The following is an 18,892-nucleotide window of genomic DNA, read 5'->3' as shown; positions in this document are numbered from 1 at the left end:
AGAGGGCTCAGGAGACTTCTTCTGCGTCAAAGGCGGCGCGCGCGGCACGGATCGTCTGGTGGTTGCTGTCGGCCCAGACCAGCAGCGCGCCAATGGGCGCCAGCGCCGAGCGGCCAAGCTCGGTGAGCGCGTATTCCACCGATGGGGGCTTGGTCGGGAAGACCTGCCGGGAGACAAGCCCATCACGCTCGAGCTGCCTCAGGGTTTGCGTCAGCATGCGTTTGGAAATGTCGCCAACCTGTCGCTGCAGTTGCGAAAATCGTTTTGGGGACGGCTCCAGAGCGACGAGGATCAGCAGCGTCCACTTCTGGCCGACCCGGTCGAGTACGTCGCGCACGGGGCATTGCGCCTCGTCCTCGGGCGCGCCCGTCCAGGCGGCCATGCTGTCGAGCATTGCGCGGACAGGATCCGAGATCTCTGGGAGGTGGTTCCCTGCGTGTATCCTTGTCATGTGAAAGTGCCTCCTTACAAGGTCGGGATAGAAGGTCTATTTATGAGACCATATCTCGAATCGGAACCCTGCGCCAGTGCGGGACCTTGGAAAGGAAAGACCATGTCCGACACAGTCGACTACCTCATCACCGGTGCGAGCGGCCAACTCGGCGCGCTGGTTCTGCAGCAGCTCAAGGCGGCTGCGCCGGATGCAACCATCGGCGCGCTTGTGCGCCGCCCCGAAGCGGTCGCCGCTCTCGAAGCACAGGGTTTCACGGTGCGCGTTGCTGCCTATGACGATCCGGCGGCGCTGGAAACGGCTTTCGCCGGGGTCGAGAAATTGCTCCTCATCTCCTCGAGCGAGGTCGGCAAACGTGCGGATCAGCATGCGAAGGTGATTGATGCGGCGAAGAAAGTTGGCGTGAGGTTCGTAGCTTACACCTCGATCCTCAATGCGGACAGCTCGCCGCTGACCGTGCTTCCGGGGGAGCACGTGGCGACTGAACGGGCGCTTGCCGCCTCTGGCCTCGACTACGCGCTGCTGCGCAACGGCTGGTACACAGAGAATTACGTCATGGGCGCGGGTGCGGCGCTGGAGCACGGAGCGCTGATCGGGGCCGCCGGAGAAGGCCGCATCTCCTCTGCGGCGCGGGCCGACTATGCGGCGGCCGCCGTTGCGGTCCTCACCGGCGCGACGCCAGCCCGCGGCACGATATATGAGCTGGCGGGGACCGAGAGCTACACGCTGGCAGAATTCGCGGCGGCGCTGTCGGAGATCGCGGGCAGGGAAATTCCCTATGTGAACATGAGCGAGGCGGACTACGCCGCGGCGCTTGAAGGTGCTGGCCTGCCGGTGCCGGTGGCGCAGATGCTCGCCGACAGTGACAACGGCGCGGCGCAGGGAGGACTTTTCAGCGAGAACACGACGCTCTCGACGCTGATCGGGCGCCCGACGACGCCGTGGAAGGACACTCTGGCCGCCGGCGTCACGGTCGAGTCCTGAGCCAGTCGAGCGCAGCTTTCGCGACGCGGGTTCTGCAAACGGAAAGGGGCGCGGCCAGCATGACCGCGCCCCTTAAGAAATCATTCAGACCGAAGGTCAGTCGTTGGTGCCGTGGAACGGCTTGACGTATTGCAGGGCCATGTCCCAAGGGAAGAAGATCCAGGTGTCCTGGCTCACCTCGGTGATGAAGCTGTCGACCTGCGGGCGGCCCATCGGCTTGGCGTAGACGGTGGCCACATGCGCCTTGGGCAGGTGCTTGCGCACAACTTCCAGGGTGCGGCCGGTGTCGACCAGATCGTCGATGATCAGCACGCCCTCGCCGTCGCCCATCACCTCCATGTCCGGAAACTTGATGACCTTGGGCTCGGACTGCGCCTGGTGGTTGTAGCTCTTGACCGAGATCGTGTCGACGATGCGGACGTTGAGTTCGCGTGCCACGATCATCGCCGGGGCCATGCCGCCGCGGGTGATCGCGACAACGGCGCGCCAATCGCCGCCGCCCTCGGGCTTGTGGCTCTGCAGGCGCCAGGCCAGTGCACGGCTGTCGCGGTGCAGCTGGTCCCAGCTGACGTGGAAGCCCTTTTCATGGGGCAGGCGGTCGGTCATCTCGGGCATGGGGCTCTCCCTGTCGGATGTCTGTCGGTCGGAAGGGCTGGGCCCTTGGTCAGGTGAACGGGCTCAGCCCTTGGAAATGTCGGGCGCGTCGACGGCCTTCATGCCGACGACATGGTAGCCCGCGTCGACGTGGTGCGTCTCGCCGGTCACACCTGCGCCGAGTTCGGACAGCAGGTAGAGCGCCGATCCGCCGACGTCGTCAATGGTCACGTTACGGCGCAGGGGCGAGTTGTACTCGTTCCACTTCATGATGTAGCGGAAGTCGCCGATGCCCGAGGCGGCCAGCGTCTTGATCGGGCCGGCCGAGATGGCGTTGACCCGGATGCCATCCTTGCCGAGGTCCTCGGCGAGATAACGCACCGACGCCTCAAGCGCCGCCTTGGCCACGCCCATCACGTTGTAATGGGGCATTATCCGCTCGGCGCCGTAGTAGGTGAGCGTCAGCGCGGCACCACCGTTGTTCATCATTTTCTCGGCGCGCTGCATCACCGCGGTGAAGCTGTAGACCGAGATGTCCATGGTCAGGTTGAAGTTCGACCGGCTGGTGTCGACATAACGGCCGCGCAGTTCGTTCTTGTCCGAGAAGCCGATGGCGTGGACCACGAAATCGAGGTTGTCCCAGCGCTCCTTCAGCCCGTCGAACAGCGCGTCGATCGAAGCCTCGTCGGAGACGTCGCAGGGCAGCACGATGTCCGAGCCCAGTTGCGCGGCCAGCGGATCGACGCGCTTCTTCAGCGCCTCGCCCTGGTAGGAGAAGGCAAGCTCCGCCCCCGCTTCGTGCAGTTTCTTCGCGATGCCCCAGGCAATCGACTTGTCGTTGGCGAGACCCATGATCAGGCCGCGCTTCCCGGCCATCAGAGTGTTTGACATACCTGACCTCTACCCGGCATTGATTTTATTTGTGTCCTTTAGGCGATTGGCCCGGAGGCATCAAGAGTTTGGACGTCCGTTCCGGGCAACGCCCGGCGGGAAAAGGAGACGACAGATGAGCGATCGGGGCGGAATTTTTGCAGGAGACGACCCTTTCGTCATCGCGCAACGCTGGCTCACCGAGGCCGAGGCGACCGAGCCCAACGATCCCAATGCGATCGCGCTGGCGACGGTGGACGCCGAGGGAATGCCCAACGTGCGCATGGTTCTGCTGAAGGAAATCGAGGCAAATGCCTTCGTTTTCTACACTAATTACGAAAGTGCGAAGGCAGAGGAAATTTTGGGCAGCAGCAAGGCAGCCTTTGTGTTACACTCCAAAACACTGCGGCGTCAGGTCCGGGTTCGTGGACATGTTATTAAGGAGAATGGCCCGCAGGCAGACGCATATTACGCGTCGCGCTCGCTGAAATCTCGTTTAGGGGCATGGGCGTCCAAGCAGTCCAGGCCTCTAGCGTCACGGGCATCGCTAATGGCGGAGGTTGCCAAGATTACGGCAACGAAGGGGCCGAACCCGCCGCGGCCCGATTTTTGGGGGGGATTTCGTATCACTCCCGTAGAAATTGAATTTTGGGCCGATGGCGCGTTCCGGTTGCATGACCGGTTCGTCTGGAGGCGCACAAGTGTTTCGGATCAGTGGACAGTGACCAGGCTAAATCCGTAAAAATCATCATACGCGAAAAGCAATTTGGTAGAAAATATAGGTTTCAATGACTTGCAATTTTACGTCACCCTAACGCAATTGGGGGCGGGGATACGCAAGACGACCAGTGGAAACGCATTTGACACAAGAAGAGAGTGAAACGCGGCGCGTTCTTGGCCGGGTGAAGTGGTTCGACCCCGTGAAGGGGTTCGGCTTCGTCATCTCGGACGAGGGAGGACCGGACATATTGCTGCATGCGAACGTGCTGCGCAATTTCGGCCAGAGTTCCGTGGCTGACGCCGCCCGCATTGAAGTGAGTGTCCAGAGCACCGAACGTGGCATCCAGGCCACCGAGGTCTTTAGGATTGAACCGCCCGAGGCGCCCGCAGGTGTTCCCCTGGCTGATTTCGAGGAGATAGACCCCGAGATCATTCGGTCGGCGCCGCTCGAGCCGGCCCGGGTGAAATGGTTCGACAAGGCCAAGGGCTTCGGCTTTGCCAATGTCTTCGGTCGCGACCAGGACGTCTTCATCCACATCGAGGTGCTGCGGCGCTCGGGGCTCGCGGATCTGCAGCCGGGAGAGGCGCTGGCCATCCGGGTGATCCAGGGCAAGCGAGGCCAGATGGCCACGGAGGTCTGCGCATGGGAAACCGCGGTGGAGCACTGAGCCTCGCGGCGGCGCTGCTGATCGGCGGGCAGGCGGCCTATGCCGCCTGCGACGTCAATGAGGTGCAACTCCGCGGCGACTGGGGCAGCGCCCGTTTCGCCGTCGCCGTGGCCGACAGCGTCGAGGAACGCGCGCGCGGGCTGATGTTCGTCGAGCAGATGCCGTCCGCAGCCGGGATGCTCTTCGTCTATGACGAGGCGCATCCGGTGTCCTTCTGGATGAAGAACACGCTGATCCCGCTTGATATGGTCTTTGCTGACGCGCGTGGCGTCGTGGTCTCGGTGCATGAGAACGCGATTCCGGGCGATCTCACGAGCATCGACAGCAAAGCGCCGACCCAATACGTGCTCGAGATCAACGGCGGCATGGCGGCCCGTCTCGGCATCGCCGAAGGCAGCCAGATGCAACACCCGGCAATCACCGAAGCGGCTTGGCCCTGCGACTAGGATTTTCGGCTTTTCAATCCCGGAAGAGCCTTGTATTGGCTCTCTTGTCGGGGCGTAGCGCAGCCTGGTAGCGCGACGGTTTTGGGTACCGTAGGTCGGAGGTTCGAATCCTCTCGCCCCGACCACAGCGCAAGGCGCTCACCCTTCCTCACATCGACATCCTCCTCTCCTCACATCGACGTCCGTTGCATCGCAATCGTCAGGAGGATGGCGCTGTCGCGCGTTTTGCACTCGGATTGTGACGTGGCGTCTTGCTTAAATGCTGGGCAGAAACGCGTGTCTTTCGTGCATCACACCCGGTCCGGCGAAGCTAAAGCCACTGTGGCGCCGTAAGAGACAATAAACCACATCTTGTCCTTATCTGACACAGACTGTGTCAGATAAGGTCTGAACCTTCGAAGGTGGCCGGGGCTGCTGTAGGCACCGGAATTTCGCCACTCCTCTGGAGGGCCCATAGCCATAGTGCCTTATTTCTGGCGCATCACCAAATATATGACTGTGGCCGGAATTTTCCGTTGACCGATGACGGGGATGTGAGCCAACTTGTTATCAACGGACCAAGAGCCACAATATGTAGTGGCCTTCCGCAGGGACAGACCATATGGAAACGCCAGAACACGGCGGCGCGTGCGAGAGTGCGTCCGTCGTCGGGCCTCCCGTGCCTTGCAGTCCGAATTCTGACTAGGGTCAGCAGGCAGGGGCAGAGACCATGAAGATCGAGAGACGGTATACCACGGCGGGGCAGGACGCCTATGCGGGCATCGACTTCGTCACCACCACCTCCGAAATACGTAACCCAGACGGCAGTTCGGTCTTCAAGCTCGAGGGCATGGAGGTGCCCGCCGGCTGGAGCCAGGTTGCTTCGGACGTGATCGCGCAGAAGTACTTTCGCAAGGCGGGCGTGCCCTCGGCGCTGAAGAAGGTGAGGGAAGCCGGTGTTCCCGAGTTCCTCTGGCGCGCGATTCCCGCCGAGACCGATACACCGCGCGGCGGCGAGACCTCGGCCAAGCAGGTCTTCGATCGTCTGGCAGGTGCCTGGACCTACTGGGGCTGGAAGGGCGGCTATTTCACCGCCGAGGCCGACGCGAGGGCCTACTTCGACGAGATGCGCCACATGCTGGCCAGCCAGACCGCCGCGCCGAACTCGCCGCAATGGTTCAACACCGGGCTGCACTGGGCCTACGGCATCGACGGCCCCGGCCAGGGACATTTCTACGTCGACCACAAGACCGGCAAGCTCACCAAGTCCAAGTCTGCCTACGAGCACCCGCAGCCGCATGCCTGCTTCATCCAGTCGGTCAGCGACGACCTGGTGAACGAGGGCGGCATCATGGACCTCTGGGTGCGCGAGGCGCGGCTGTTCAAATACGGCTCGGGCACCGGCACCAACTTCTCGTCGCTGCGCGCCGAGAACGAGCGGCTTTCGGGTGGCGGCAAATCCTCCGGCCTCATGGGGTTCCTCAAGATCGGCGACCGCGCTGCCGGGGCGATCAAGTCCGGGGGCACCACCCGCCGCGCCGCGAAGATGGTGATCGTCGATGCCGATCACCCGGACATCGAGGACTTCATCAACTGGAAGGTCCGCGAAGAGCAGAAGGTCGCCAGCATCGTTGCGGGCTCGAAGATGCACGAAAAGATGCTCAACGCGATCTTCGACGCGATCCGGCAATGGGATGGGGCCGAGGCGGATGGCTATGAGCCCACGGTCAACACGGCGCTGAAGACGGCGGTGCGCGATGCGAAAAAGCTCGCCATTCCAGAGACCTACATCAAGCGGGTGCTGGATTACGCCAAGCAGGGCTACGCCAGCATCGAGTTCCCGACCTACGACACCGACTGGGACAGCGAGGCCTATGCCAGCGTCTCGGGACAGAACTCCAACAACTCGATTCGCGTCACCGATGCCTTCCTGCAGGCCGTGAGGGACGATGCCGATTGGAAGCTCATCCGGCGCACCGACGGAACCATCGCCAAAACTTTGAAAGCGCGCGATCTTTGGGAGCAGGTCGGGCATGCTGCCTGGGCTTGCGCCGATCCGGGGATCCAGTTCCACGACACGGTCAACGCCTGGCACACCTGTCCCGAGGACGGCGCCATCCGTGGCTCGAACCCGTGCTCGGAGTATATGTTCCTCGACGACACCGCCTGCAATCTCGCCTCGATGAACCTGCTGACCTTCCTCAAGGACGGCAAGTTCGACGCGGACAGCTATGTGCATGCCACGCGGCTCTGGACGCTGACGCTCGAGATCTCGGTCTTGATGGCGCAGTTCCCGAGCAAGGAAATTGCCCAACTTTCCTATGATTTCCGTACCCTTGGACTTGGATATGCCAACATCGGCGGGCTGCTGATGACCATGGGGCTGAGCTACGACAGCGCCGCAGGTCGGGCGCTCTGCGGCGCGCTGACCGCCGTGATGACCGGCACGGCCTATGCCACCTCGGCCGAGATCGCCGCAGAACTGGGCACCTTTGCAGGCTTCGACCGCAACCGGGAACACATGCTGCGGGTGATCCGCAACCACCGCGCCGCCGCCCACGGCAAGTCGGATGGCTTCGAGGCGCTGGCAGTCACACCCGTACCGCTGGATCACGCGAACTGTCCCGACCAAGCCCTTGTCGAGCTTGCGAAATCCGCATGGGACGAGGCGCTGGAGCTGGGCGAGAAACACGGTTACCGCAATGCCCAGACCACGGTGATCGCACCGACCGGCACGATCGGCCTCGTGATGGACTGCGACACCACCGGCATCGAGCCCGACTTTGCTCTGGTGAAGTTCAAGAAGCTCGCAGGCGGCGGGTATTTCAAGATCATCAACCGCTCGGTGCCTGCAGCGCTGGCGGGTCTTGGCTACACACCCAGCCAGATCGAGGAGATAACCGCCTATGCAGTCGGCCACGGCTCGCTCGGCAATGCGCCGGGCGTGAACCACACGGCGTTGATTGGCCATGGCTTCGGCAAGGCGCAACTCGAGAAGATCGAGGCCGCCCTGGCCACCGCCTTCGACATCCGCTTTGTCTTCAACCAGTTCACGCTGGGCGAGGAGTTCTGCCGCGGCACGCTGGGCATTCCGGCCAAGAAGCTCTCGGACCCCAGCTTCGACCTGCTGCGGCACCTCGGCTTCAGCAAGGCCGAGATCGAGGCGGCGAACGACCATGTCTGCGGGACCATGACGCTCGAGGGTGCGCCCTTCCTCAAGGACGAGCATCTCGGCGTCTTCGACTGCGCCAACCCCTGCGGCAAGAGGGGCAAGCGCTACCTCAGTGTCGACAGCCACATCCAGATGATGGCCGCGGCGCAGAGCTTCATCTCGGGGGCGATCTCCAAGACCATCAACATGCCCAACTCGGCCACCATCGAGGATTGCCAGAAGGCCTACGAGCTGTCGTGGTCGCTGGGGGTCAAGGCCAATGCGCTCTACCGCGACGGCTCCAAGCTCAGTCAGCCGCTCGCCGCGGCGCTGGTGGAGGATGACGAGGAGGCGCAGGAGGTGTTGGAGACCGGCACCCCCGCCGCCAAGGCGCAGGTGCTGGCCGAGAAGGTCATCGAGAAGGTGGTGATCAAGGAGCTGGTGCGCTCGCACCGCGAAAAGATGCCCGACCGCCGCAAGGGGTACACCCAGAAGGCGGTTGTCGGCGGCCACAAGGTGTATTTGCGCACCGGCGAATACGGCGACGGCTCGCTTGGCGAGATCTTCATCGACATGCACAAGGAAGGCGCGGGCTTCCGGGCGATGATGAACAACTTCGCCATCGCGGTGTCGGTGGGCCTGCAATACGGCGTGCCGCTGGAGGAATTCGTCGACGCCTTCACCTTCACCAAGTTCGAGCCGGCGGGCATGGTGCAGGGCAACGACAGCATCAAGAACGCGACCTCGATCCTCGATTACGTGTTCCGCGAGCTGGCGGTGTCCTATCTCGACCGCACGGATCTCGCCCATGTGAAACCCTCGGGCGCGTCCTTCGACGATCTCGGACGCGGCGAGGAAGACGGGCTCGGCAATGTCGAAGAACTGAGCGAAAGCGCCGCAACCCGCTCGCTAGAGGTGCTCAAGCATATCTCTTCGTCGGGGTATCTGCGCAAGCGGCTGCCGCAGGAGCTTTCGGCGCTCGGCACGCTGATCTCCGAGGAGCGCCCGGCGGTGAGCTCCGTGGCGATGAGCACCTCGTCGCTCGCCATGGACGCGCGCACAAAGGCACGCATGCAGGGCTACGAGGGCGAGGCCTGCGGCGAATGCGGCAACTATACGCTGGTGCGCAACGGCACCTGCATGAAGTGCAACACGTGCGGCGGCACGTCGGGCTGCAGCTGAGCCATCGGCGGCCGGGCACCGCGCCCGGCCCCTATCGTCACTCCGGTGCGAACAGCTGAAGCGCCTTGCGCCGCAGCTTGCCATTGGCGTTGCGGGGCAGGGTCTCGACCCTCACCCAGGCGCGGGGCTGCTTGTAGCGCGCGAGTTTCTGGGCCGCGGCAGCCTTGAGCATGTCCGGATCAAGCTCGGTTTCGGCGACGTAGAAAGCGGCAATGACCCGCACGCCCTCTTTCACCGCAAGATCGGTGACCGCCAGTTCGAGGATTCCCGGCAGACCCGCCAGCGCCGCCTCGACTTCCAGCGGCGAGACCCTGTAGCCGCCGGCGTTCATCATGTCATCGCCACGGCCGAGGTAGCTGATCGAGGCATCCTCGGCCATTGCGGCCTGATCGCCGGTACGGAACCAGTCGCCGGCAAACCGCGCCCGGGTTTCCTCGGGCGCCCCGAGGTAGCCGAGCATGAGGCCCGGGTCGGTGCGATGCACCGCGAGCGTACCGGCTTCTCCGAGTGGGACCGGCGCGTTGTCCGGGCCGAGAACGGCCACGCGCCGCCCGCTCTGCGGACGGCCGAGCGTGCCGGCGGCGGCGGGCCTTTCGGGGGATTCCGAAATGAAGGTCGAGCATTCGGACATGCCAAAGGCCTCGTAGATCTCGCTGCCCGTCGCCGCGCGCCAGCGCTCGCGGATCGGGTCGGAGAGTTTCTCTCCGGCGGAGAGCGCGTGGCGCAGTTCGGGCAGAGGCGGGAGGGGGAATTTCAGCACCTGCCGAAACACGCCCGGCGCGGCGGCGAAGATGCTGGCATCGTTGCGCTTCATCAGCACTGCAAGCTGCGCAGGATCGGTGCCGGCCTTGGGGATGAGCGCAGTGGCGCCGCGGGTCCAGGGGTCCATGAGGCCGGTGCCCAGCGTGTAGGTCCAGTTGAAGGCGCCGGCGTGCAGCAGCCGGTCGTCGGTGCGCAGACCGTACCAGTCCTCCATCATCATCTGTCGCGCCCAGATCGCGCGATGCGCATGGGCGACGGCGCGGGGTACGCCGGAGGTGCCCGAGGTGTAGATGATGTAGGCAAGCCGCTCCGGATCACCCACGGCGTAGTCTGCGGGCGGCAGGTCGTGCCAGGGGGTGAAACGCTCGGGTGTGTGGGTCGGGATTTCCGTGGCGGGACAGGCGATCCCTTCGCCCAGCAGGATCGCTGCGGGGGAAAGCTGCGCGACGATGCGGGCCACCTCGGGCTCGGTCAGCTGCGAGGAGGTCGGCACTGGTACGATGCCTGCGGCGATGGCGCCAAGGTAGCTGATTGGAAAATCCACCGTGTTTCCCAGCCGCAGCAGCAGGATCTGCCCTGGCTCGAGCCCCGCCTGCAGGAGCCCGGTTGCGGTGCCCCGCACCGCAGCAATGAGCCGCGCGTAGGACCAGTGCTCGGCCGCGCTGGGGCGCAGGATCGACAAAGCGATCTTGTCGGGCGTGGCCGCGCCCGCCGCAAGCACATGGGCGGCGAGATTGAAGCGGGCGGGACAGGGGGCAAAGGCGCCCTCATCGAAAACGGACAGCATGGCTAAAGGCTTAGGCGGGCGGCGGGAGTCGCGCAACCCCGCCGCAAGCGGCATTGCAAGCGTGGCGGCGGAAGGCTATGGCAGTTTCATGTCGCGTGATCCCCGTACCCTCATCCGCATTGCCCGCGAGTCCGGGCAGGAACACTCCGCCGAGCCGCTCGATCTGGGCGCGCGCGTGCGCGAGCTGCGCAAGGAACGGGACTGGACGCTGGAACAGGCCGCCAAGCAAGCCGGGCTGGCGCGCTCGACGCTCTCGAAGATCGAGAACGGGCAGATGTCTCCGACCTACGAGGCGCTCAAGAAGCTGGCGGTAGGGCTGGGAATATCAGTGCCCCAGCTTTTCACCCCGCCGAAGCGCGAGCAGGTCTCGGGCCGGATGGTGCACGTCAAGGACGGCGAGGGGCTGCGGCAGGTCACTACGACCTACGAGCATGAACTGCTGGCGGAATCGCTGACCCGCAAGAAGATGCTGCCCTACCGCGCGCGGGTGCGCGCCCGGTCCATGGACGAATTCGACGGCTGGGTTCGGCACGACGGAGAAGAGTTCCTCTACGTGCTCACGGGCGTCGTAACGCTTTACACCGAGTTCTATGAGCCCATCGAGATGCGCCGCGGCGACTCTGCCTATTACGACGCCTCGATGGGGCACAACGTGGTGTCGGTCAGTGCCGAGGATGCGAGCATCCTCTGGGTGACCTCGCTGGGGTGAAACGGCGCGCGGGCGGGGTCACGCGGCCCGGCCACACAGTCCTCGGGATGGCTTAGCCAGCAAGTCGGTCGAGCTTCTGGGCCGCGCCGAGCGCGAAGGCCCAATCGTCGAGCTCGCGTTCCGCTTCTTGCAGGGTCAGGTCGTGGCGCCGGGCGATCTCGGCGGTGAGTTCCTCGCGGCTCCGGGGGCGTGCGCGCAGCTCGTCGCTGTCGAGATGCGGGAAGCGTTGCGGGAGGCGTTCGGCGGTGAGGCCCCAGTTGCGGGTGATGCTTTGCCAATTCATGTGTCTCATGACTCCTGAACGAATGCGCCGGGACGATGTTCCCGGCCTCTTGCGCACCGGCGGAGGGCAGGTTCGTCGGCGGTGACGTCCACCTAAGATGAAACGGGCAGATTACCATAGTCTTAGGCTGCGACACGCTGTCCGTTCGGCCAAAGCCCGCGCAGCCCCGGGGAGGCTCTCGGCCAAAGGTCGCTGACCCCGCCGGGGGCGGGGTCAGCGGCACGTTTTACTTCTCGGGCAGCAGCCCGCGCGGTGCGAAGCGCAGCACCAGCAGCAGGATCACCCCCATGGTCAGCAGCCGCATGTGCTGGACGCTGTCCTGAAGATGGGCCTTGATCGCCGAGCCGTCGGCCATGCCCGAGGTGATCAGGTTCATCGCGAATTGGCCCATCGGCTCGACCTGCACCCAGAGGAACCAGATCAGGAAGCCGCCGAGCACCGCGCCAAGGTTGTTGCCGGAGCCGCCGACGATCACCATCACCCAGATGAGGAAGGTGTAGCGCAGCGGCTGGTAGGTGCCCGGGGTGAGCTGGCCGTCGAGCGTGGTCATCATCGCCCCCGCCATGCCGCAGAGCGCGCAGCCGAGCACGAAGATCTGCAGGTGGCGACGGGTGACGTCCTTGCCCATGGCCTCGGCGGCGGTCTCGTTGTCGCGGATCGCGCGCATCATCCGACCCCAGGGCGATTTCAGCGCCAGCTGGGCGAGGATCAGCAGCACCACCAGCACCACGGTGAAGAGCAGCGAGTAGCCAAGCTTCACCGCCAGCGTCGAGGCCGTGGTGGCATCAAGGCCCAGCGAGCCGGCGGTTTCGACGAAGCCCGGATCGGCCTGCAGGTCGATCTCGTAGGGAACGGGGCGGGGCAGGCCGATGACGTTCTTCACGCCGCGCGCCAGCCAGTCCTCGTTCTTCAGCACCGCGATGATGATCTCGGCAATGCCCAGCGTCGCGATGGCCAAGTAGTCCGAACGCAGGCCGAGCGCGGTCTTGCCGATCGCCCAGGCCACACCCGCCGCCATCACGCCGCCCACCGGCCAGGCCAGCAGCACTGGCAGGCCGAGCCCGCCGAGATAGCCGGTGGCTGCGGGGTTCACCGCCTCGATGGCATCCACCGCCGGGTCGAGCAGCGCGCGGTAGGCGAAGAAGCCCGCCACGGTGATTGCCGCCACGGCCCAGCCGCGCACGCCGGTGCCGAGCTTCTTCCAGGCCAGCACGGCCGCGACGACCACGGCGATGCCGAAGAGGATCGCGCCGATGACGCGGGGGCCGCCAGCATTCCAAGCCTCGGGGACCGGCGCCATCGAGACCAGCACCACGGCCAGGCCGCCGACGGCGACAAAGCCCATGACGCCGACGTTGAAGAGACCGGCAAGACCCCACTGCAGGTTCACCCCGAGCGCCATGATCGCGCTCACGAGGCCCATGTTGAGGATGATCAGCGCCGAGTTCCAGCTCTGCAGGAAGCCGGTGCCGAGGATCAGCGCTGCGACCAGCGCGAAAAGACCAATGGTGCGGGTCATATGGTCTGCCCCTTGAACAGTCCGGTCGGGCGGAACAGCAGAACGATCACCAGGATCACGAAGCTGACCGCGAATTTGTAGTCGGTGGAAAGCAGCTGCACGAGCCCGTCGGGCGCCATGCTCTCCGGCAGGAAGTAGGTGAGGAATTTCTTCCAGGCGTAGGTGATGCCGACCTCGGAGAAGGCGATGACGAAGCCGCCGGCGATGGCACCGAGCGGGTTGCCTATGCCGCCGACGATGGCCGCCGCGAAGATCGGCAGCAGCAGTTGGAAGTAGGTGAAGGGCTTGAAGCTCTTGTCGAGCCCGTAGAGCACCCCGGCGATGGTCGCCAGCGCCGCCACGATCAGCCAGGTCACGGTGACCACACGCTCGGGGTTGATGCCCGAGAGCAGCGCCAGGTCCTCGTTGTCGGAATAGGCGCGCATCGACTTGCCGGTGCGCGTGCGATTGAGGAACCAGAACAGCAGCGAGACGGTGATCAGCGCCACCACAACGGTGAGCGCCTGGGTGGTCTTGATCGCGAGGCCCTCATCGAGGCCGGTCATCGCCTTGAAGTCGCGCGCAGAAATCAGGAAGCGCTCGCCGTCGGCGAAGTTCTGGTCATCGGGGCCGATCACGAAGCGCGTGAGCCCGTTGTAGACGAACATGATGCCCATCGAGACGATCACCAGGATCACCGGCTTGGCCTTTTGCGCGCGATAAAAGCGGTAGACCACGCGGTCGGTCGCCAGCACCAGCACCGCGGCCCCGGCGATGCCGGCGGGGATGGCGAGCAGGGCGGTCGGAAGCGGTCCGAGACTAATCCCCGCGGCCTGCAGGCCCCAGGTGGCCAGCACGGCGCACATGGTGCCCCAGGCCATGGTGTCGCCATGGGCAAAGTTGGAGAAACGCAGGATTGCGTAGATCAGCGTCACGCCGAGCGCGCCGAGCGCCAGCTGGCTGCCGTAGGCGAGCGCCGGCACGATGACGAAATTGGCCAAGGCCACGAATGCGTTGAGGAAGTCCATCAGGGTAGGATCCTGCATGTCAGAAAGTCGATCTCCGCCGAGGGCGGCGCAGTGGTGCCGGTCTCGATGGTCTGGCGGAGCCAGAGCGCGGAGGTTTCACTGGTGAAGGTCAGCGTCTCTCGGTGGCCGAGCGCCGGGGCCCAGAGATAGGGACCGGCAAAGCTCATCGCCTGCGCCGCCAGGGAGGCGCCGCCGTCGATGGTGAGCTCGTAGGCGCCCGCGCCGGTGGCATCGGTGTCGACCGGCGCCAGAACGAAGCTGACCTGGCCCTCCGCATCGGCGCAGGTTCCCGCCTCGGAGCAGACGGTGACGCGATCGCACGCGAGCGAGACGCGCGCGCCTTCCGCGAAGGCGGGCAGCGCCGCGAGGGAGAGTGCCCCGCAGATCGCTGCGCCGGTCAGCCGGCGATGCAGATCAACCACCGAGGAAGCTCCGCCGCACGTCAGGATCGGCCAACAGCTCCTTGCCGGTGCCGGTGAAGGCATTGCCGCCCTGTACCAGCACGTAGCCCTTGTCGGCGATCTCCAGCGCTTGCCGGGCATTCTGCTCGACCATGAGGATCGGGATGCCGGTGCGCGCCACCTCGAGGATACGGTCGAAAAGCTCGTCCATGACGATGGGCGAAACGCCCGCGGTCGGCTCGTCGAGCATCAGCACCTTGGGCCGGGTCATCAGCGCGCGGCCCACGGCCACCTGCTGACGCTGGCCACCCGAGAGCTCGCCCGCCGCCTGCCGGCGCTTGTCGCGCAGGATCGGGAACAGCGTGTAGACCTGTTCCATGGTCTGGCGGAAATCTTCCTTGCGGATGAAGGCGCCCATCTCGAGGTTCTCTTCCACCGTCATCGAGGGGAAGATGTTGCGCACCTGCGGCACGAAGCCCATGCCGCGCCGCACGCGGTCCTGCGGCGAGAGCTCGGTGATGTCCTCGCCATCAAGTCGCACCGAGCCCGACCGCAGATCGAGCATGCCGAAGACCGCCTTCATGGCGGTGGACTTGCCGGCACCGTTCGGTCCGACGATGACGGCGATCTCGCCGCGTTCGACGGCGATGGTGCAGCCATGCAGGATGTCCGCGCCTTTGCCATAGCCGCCGGTCATCGCATCGCCGATGAGGAAGGGCCCCCCGGGGGCCGCATGGGCTGCGCCGCCGGGTTTCACCGGCCAGGCGTCGCCCATGCCCTTGGGATTGGTGATCGAGCGGTCCTTGTTGCCGCGATCGCCGTAGATCTCGCCGCTCATCCGCCGATCATCTCCTTGTTCTTCAGTCCGGTGCCGAGATAGGCCTCGATCACCGCCTCATTTGCCTTGATCTCGTCCACCGTGCCCTCGGCCAGAACCTTGCCTTCGGCCATGACGATGACCGGGTCGCAAAGCCGCCCGATGAAATCCATGTCATGTTCGATCATGCAGAAGGTGTAGCCGCGCTCCTGGTTGAGCCGCAGGATGGCGTCGCCGATGGTGTTGAGCAGCGTGCGGTTGACCCCCGCGCCGACCTCGTCGAGGAAGACGATCTTGGCGTCGACCATCATCGTGCGGCCGAGCTCGAGCAGCTTCTTCTGACCGCCCGAAAGGTTGCCCGCCTTCTCGTCCTTGAGGTGCGAGATGGTCAGGAAGTCGAGCACCTCGTCGGCCTTCTTCAGCAGCATGGCCTCTTCCTGGGCAATGCGGCCGCGGCCGAAAATGGCGTTCCACAGGCTTTCGCCCGACTGGCTGCCCGGCACCATCATCAGGTTCTCGCGGCAGCTCATCGAGCTGAATTCATGCGCGATCTGGAAGGTGCGCAGCAGCCCCTTATGGAAGAGCTCGTGCGGCGGCAGCCCGCTCACGTCCTCGCCATCCATGAGCACCCGGCCCGAGGTGGGCGCGAGCGCCCCGGCGACGACGTTGAACAGCGTGGTCTTGCCGGCGCCGTTGGGCCCGACGAGCCCGGTGATCGAGCCCTTGGCGATCTCCAGGCTGGCCCCGTCAACGGCACGAAAACCGCCGAAATGGCGGTGAAGGTTTTCGACGCGGATCAAATCTTGTTTTCCCAGCGGGCCCGTTTTTTGCCCGTGTTTTTGTTTGGTTCTTCGCGGCGCGTGTTCTTCCGCGGCCTTGCGTTGAGAAGCGCCCGGAGCTCTGGCTCCGGGCGCTGTGGTCTTTCGCTTACTTGAACGAGACGGTCTCGAAGGCGCCGTCCTTGATCTCGTAATAGCGGTAGGTGCCGGCGGCTTCGCCCGGTCCGATCAGCTCGACGTTTGTGGCGCCGACGTAGTCGATCTCGCCGCCCGCCTTGAGGATCTCGAGGGCCTTGCCCAGCTCGCCCGGCAGGATCGGCTCGCCCGGTGCGTTGGCGACGTCGAGGATGTTCGCGGCGACCGCGGCCGAGGAGGGCTCGCCGCCCTTGGCCATCGCCAGCGCGATCAGCGCCGCGGCGTCGTAGCTTTCGCGGGTGTAGGAGCTTTCGGAGTTCACGCCGGCGGCTTCCGCAACCGCCTTGAACTTCTCTGCACCTTCACCTTCCGCCCACGGCACCGAGCCGAAGGATCCGTCGATGTCGCTGCCGAGGTCCGCGAGGAGCGCGTCGGAATACATGCCGTCTCCCAGCGCGAAGGTGTCGAAGGCACCGGTGTCGAGCGAGGCTTGGATCATGCCCTTGCCGCCCTGGTCCGAGTAGCCCAGCACCACCAGCGCGTCGCCGCCGGCCGAGGCCAGCGCGCCGACTTCGGCCGAGTAGTCGGCCTTGCCGTCTTCGTGCGGGGAGGCGAGGGTGATCTCGCCGCCGGCGTCCTTGAAGGCCGCCTCGAAGGCATCGGCAAAGCCTTTGCCGTAGTCGTTGTTGGTGTAGGTCACCGCCACCGACGAAATGCCGCGCTCACCGAGGATGCCGGCGAGCACTTCGCCCTGACGGGCGTCCGAGGGGGACGTGCGGAAGAACAGGCCGTTGTCTTCGGCCGCCGACAGCGCCGGCGAGGTCGCCGAGGGCGAGATCATCGGCACGCCGTTCGGCAGGGCTACGTTCGACAGAACCGCGCCTGTCACGCCCGAGCAGTCCGCGCCCATGATGGCGACGACGCCATCGGTGGTCACCAGTCGTTCGGCCGCGGCGGTGGCGGCTGCGCTGTCGATGCAGGTGGAGTCGGCGCGGACCGGAACCAGCGTCACGTCTTCGAGGAAGTTGCCGCTCTCGTTGATTTCCGCCAGCGCCAGCTCGGCGCTCCCCGCCATCGAGGGCGTCAGGGATTCGATCGGGCCGGTGAAGCCGAGGATGACGCCGATCTTGGCCTCATCCGCATAGGCGGCACCGGCGGTGACGAGCGGAAGCGCAGAGGCCAGAAGCCACTTCTTCATGTAGTATCTCCCGAATTGGTTACTTGTTATTAAGTCGGGAGCCTATGCGGGCAAATTGCAAAAGAAAAGAGCGTTCAGCGCAGCAAAAATACGCTCCAGTAACGTCAATGTGGATACCGCTGCGCAAACCATGGCGTGCGCGCTGAGCAGGGGGATTATAGTGCGGCGCCTCTGCGTCTCGGGCGCCGGAGGGCGCGCGGCGTTATTCCTCGGCGCGGGTGCCGGAGGTGCCGCGCTCGCGATAGGGCGTTGTCTGGTAATGCGCGCGGTAGCACTTCGAGAAATGCGACGGGCTGGCGAAGCCGCAGGCCAGTGCGACGTTGATCACGCTCATGTCGGTCTGCATCAGCAGGTTGCGCGCCTTCTGCAGGCGCAGCTCCATATAGTAGCGCTTGGGCGAGCGGTTGAGATAGCGGCGGAACAGCCGCTCGAGCTGGCGGGTGGACATGCCCACTTCCTTGGCCAGCACAGCGGGGCTGACCGGCTCTTCGATATTGGCCTCCATGCGGTGGATGACCTGGCTCAGCTTGGGGTGGCGCACGCCGATGCGGGTGGGCACCGACAGGCGTTGGGTGTCCTGATCGGTGCGGATCGAGCTGTAGACCAGCTGGTCCGCCACCGCGTTCGCCAGATCAGAGCCGTGGTCGTCGGCGATGATCTTCAGCATGAGGTCGATTGAGGCGGTTCCGCCCGCGGCGGTCATCCGGTTGCCGTCAATCACGAAGATTCGCTTTGAAAGCTCGACCTCCTCGAACTCCTCGGAGAAGCCGTCGTGGTTCTCCCAGTGGATGGTCGCGCGCTTGCCGTCGAGCAGCCCGGCCTTGGCCAGCGTCCAGCTCGCGGTGCAGAGCCCGCCCACTGCCTGGCAACGCCGGGCCTCGCGGCGCAGCCAGCCCAGCAGCTTGCGGGTGGTGGCGAGATGCACGTCGATGCCGCCGCAGACCATGATGGTGTCGTCGCGGCTGAGCTCGGGCAGCGCGCAATCGAGCCGGAACTCGACCCCCGCCGAGCAGCGCACGCTGTCGCCCTCGGCGCCGGTGAGGCGCCAGTCGTAGAGCGTTTGCCCCGCCATGCGGTTGGCGATCCGCAGTGTCTCGATGGCGGCCGAGAAACTCAGAAGGGTAAATTCCTGAAGCAGGACAAAGACGAAGCGGCGCGGCTTCGGGACGCTGGCTGGTGCGGCGGGCACTCGCGGGTCGGACATCGCGCGGATCCTTGATGGGCACCCGCCGCGCGGGGGCGGGCGAAGGTCACATGGGCAGGAAAGCCACGCAGCGTCAAGGGATGTCGTTTTCGTGACAAAAGATGCAGAGTGAAGTGCTTTTTTTCTGCGCGTCCGGGGGCGCCTTCCGCCGAGGCAGATCGGGCGCTTTTTCCTATGGCTTTAGGACCGCCTCTTCGGTATAGCCACAGGACGTTTTTACCAAGACGTTTACGCTAACGGAGTGTC

At 65.0% G+C, this 18,892-nt stretch carries 18 protein-coding genes and 1 tRNA gene; 7 read left to right on the top strand and 12 right to left on the bottom strand.

Translation table 11 applies throughout. The annotated features are described in order from the left end of the window. Window positions 1–7: 7 nt before the first annotated feature. Window positions 8–451 carry a winged helix-turn-helix transcriptional regulator gene (locus tag CEW88_RS07605; protein WP_108965618.1) on the bottom strand — a complete coding sequence of 148 codons (444 nt, stop codon included), beginning with the start codon at window positions 449–451 and terminating at the stop codon, window positions 8–10. 102 nt (window positions 452–553) lie between these two features. Between CEW88_RS07605 and CEW88_RS07600 the strand changes: the two genes are divergently transcribed. Continuing rightward, the gene (locus CEW88_RS07600) at window positions 554–1,435 is read left to right on the top strand and encodes an SDR family oxidoreductase (RefSeq protein ID WP_108965616.1); all 882 of its coding nucleotides are present in this window, start codon (window positions 554–556) and stop codon (window positions 1,433–1,435) included. Window positions 1,436–1,531: 96 nt separating this feature from the next. Here CEW88_RS07600 and gpt read toward each other — a convergent pair whose 3' ends face one another. Together gpt and fabI are read right to left on the bottom strand one after the other, a co-directional pair. Continuing rightward, window positions 1,532–2,041, bottom strand: a complete 510-nt coding sequence (gene gpt, locus CEW88_RS07595; protein WP_108967619.1) for a xanthine phosphoribosyltransferase — start codon at window positions 2,039–2,041, stop codon at window positions 1,532–1,534. 72 nt (window positions 2,042–2,113) lie between these two features. Next, window positions 2,114–2,920, bottom strand: a complete 807-nt coding sequence (gene fabI / locus CEW88_RS07590) for an enoyl-ACP reductase FabI (protein ID WP_108965614.1) — start codon at window positions 2,918–2,920, stop codon at window positions 2,114–2,116. A 115-nt stretch (window positions 2,921–3,035) separates the two neighbouring features. On the opposite strand from fabI, the gene pdxH reads away from it, so the two are divergent. From pdxH to CEW88_RS07565, 5 genes are all read left to right on the top strand, one after another. Continuing rightward, window positions 3,036–3,641 (top strand): pyridoxamine 5'-phosphate oxidase, encoded by a 606-nt coding sequence (pdxH, locus tag CEW88_RS07585; protein ID WP_108965612.1) that lies wholly within the window; start codon window positions 3,036–3,038, stop codon window positions 3,639–3,641. 106 nt (window positions 3,642–3,747) lie between these two features. After that, window positions 3,748–4,287 carry a cold-shock protein gene (locus tag CEW88_RS07580; RefSeq protein ID WP_095880456.1) on the top strand — a complete coding sequence of 180 codons (540 nt, stop codon included), beginning with the start codon at window positions 3,748–3,750 and terminating at the stop codon, window positions 4,285–4,287. Beyond that, window positions 4,263–4,733, top strand: a complete 471-nt coding sequence (locus CEW88_RS07575) for a DUF192 domain-containing protein (protein WP_108965610.1) — start codon at window positions 4,263–4,265, stop codon at window positions 4,731–4,733. The genes CEW88_RS07580 and CEW88_RS07575 overlap by 25 nt, the downstream gene beginning before the upstream one ends. Window positions 4,734–4,781: 48 nt before the next feature. Continuing rightward, a tRNA-Pro gene (locus CEW88_RS07570) sits at window positions 4,782–4,858 on the top strand. A gap of 584 nt (window positions 4,859–5,442) precedes the next feature. After that, complete coding sequence (locus tag CEW88_RS07565; RefSeq protein ID WP_108965608.1) at window positions 5,443–9,045, top strand: vitamin B12-dependent ribonucleotide reductase; 3,603 nt, start codon at window positions 5,443–5,445, stop codon at window positions 9,043–9,045. Between the two features lie 37 nt (window positions 9,046–9,082). Here CEW88_RS07565 and CEW88_RS07560 read toward each other — a convergent pair whose 3' ends face one another. After that, the gene (locus CEW88_RS07560) at window positions 9,083–10,594 is read right to left on the bottom strand and encodes a class I adenylate-forming enzyme family protein (protein WP_108965606.1); all 1,512 of its coding nucleotides are present in this window, start codon (window positions 10,592–10,594) and stop codon (window positions 9,083–9,085) included. An 88-nt stretch (window positions 10,595–10,682) separates the two neighbouring features. On the opposite strand from CEW88_RS07560, the gene CEW88_RS07555 reads away from it, so the two are divergent. Then, window positions 10,683–11,303 (top strand): helix-turn-helix domain-containing protein, encoded by a 621-nt coding sequence (locus CEW88_RS07555; RefSeq protein ID WP_108965604.1) that lies wholly within the window; start codon window positions 10,683–10,685, stop codon window positions 11,301–11,303. A 52-nt stretch (window positions 11,304–11,355) separates the two neighbouring features. Here the strand turns inward: CEW88_RS07555 and CEW88_RS07550 are convergent, their stop codons facing one another. From CEW88_RS07550 to CEW88_RS07515, 8 genes are all read right to left on the bottom strand, one after another. Then, the gene (locus CEW88_RS07550) at window positions 11,356–11,586 is read right to left on the bottom strand and encodes a hypothetical protein (RefSeq protein WP_108965602.1); all 231 of its coding nucleotides are present in this window, start codon (window positions 11,584–11,586) and stop codon (window positions 11,356–11,358) included. A 226-nt stretch (window positions 11,587–11,812) separates the two neighbouring features. Then, window positions 11,813–13,105, bottom strand: coding sequence for a branched-chain amino acid ABC transporter permease (locus tag CEW88_RS07545; protein WP_108965600.1), 1,293 nt, complete (start codon window positions 13,103–13,105; stop codon window positions 11,813–11,815). Further along, window positions 13,102–14,112 (bottom strand): branched-chain amino acid ABC transporter permease, encoded by a 1,011-nt coding sequence (locus CEW88_RS07540; protein WP_108965598.1) that lies wholly within the window; start codon window positions 14,110–14,112, stop codon window positions 13,102–13,104. Before CEW88_RS07540 ends, CEW88_RS07545 begins: the two co-directional genes overlap by 4 nt. Beyond that, window positions 14,112–14,534 carry a hypothetical protein gene (locus CEW88_RS07535; protein WP_108965596.1) on the bottom strand — a complete coding sequence of 141 codons (423 nt, stop codon included), beginning with the start codon at window positions 14,532–14,534 and terminating at the stop codon, window positions 14,112–14,114. Before CEW88_RS07535 ends, CEW88_RS07540 begins: the two co-directional genes overlap by 1 nt. Next, complete coding sequence (locus tag CEW88_RS07530; protein ID WP_108965593.1) at window positions 14,527–15,351, bottom strand: ABC transporter ATP-binding protein; 825 nt, start codon at window positions 15,349–15,351, stop codon at window positions 14,527–14,529. The genes CEW88_RS07535 and CEW88_RS07530 overlap by 8 nt, the downstream gene beginning before the upstream one ends. Then, on the bottom strand, window positions 15,348–16,130 hold the full coding sequence (locus tag CEW88_RS07525) for an ABC transporter ATP-binding protein (protein ID WP_108965591.1): 783 nt from the start codon (window positions 16,128–16,130) through the stop codon (window positions 15,348–15,350). The genes CEW88_RS07530 and CEW88_RS07525 overlap by 4 nt, the downstream gene beginning before the upstream one ends. 127 nt (window positions 16,131–16,257) lie before the next feature. Beyond that, the gene (locus tag CEW88_RS07520; protein ID WP_108965589.1) at window positions 16,258–17,442 is read right to left on the bottom strand and encodes an ABC transporter substrate-binding protein; all 1,185 of its coding nucleotides are present in this window, start codon (window positions 17,440–17,442) and stop codon (window positions 16,258–16,260) included. 202 nt (window positions 17,443–17,644) lie between these two features. After that, the gene (locus tag CEW88_RS07515) at window positions 17,645–18,646 is read right to left on the bottom strand and encodes a GlxA family transcriptional regulator (RefSeq protein ID WP_108965587.1); all 1,002 of its coding nucleotides are present in this window, start codon (window positions 18,644–18,646) and stop codon (window positions 17,645–17,647) included. Window positions 18,647–18,892 lie beyond the last annotated feature (246 nt).

Source organism: Alloyangia pacifica (genome assembly GCF_003111685.1).
Classification (GTDB): domain Bacteria; phylum Pseudomonadota; class Alphaproteobacteria; order Rhodobacterales; family Rhodobacteraceae; genus Salipiger; species Salipiger pacificus_A.
This window is presented reverse-complemented; position numbering and strand designations above follow the sequence as displayed.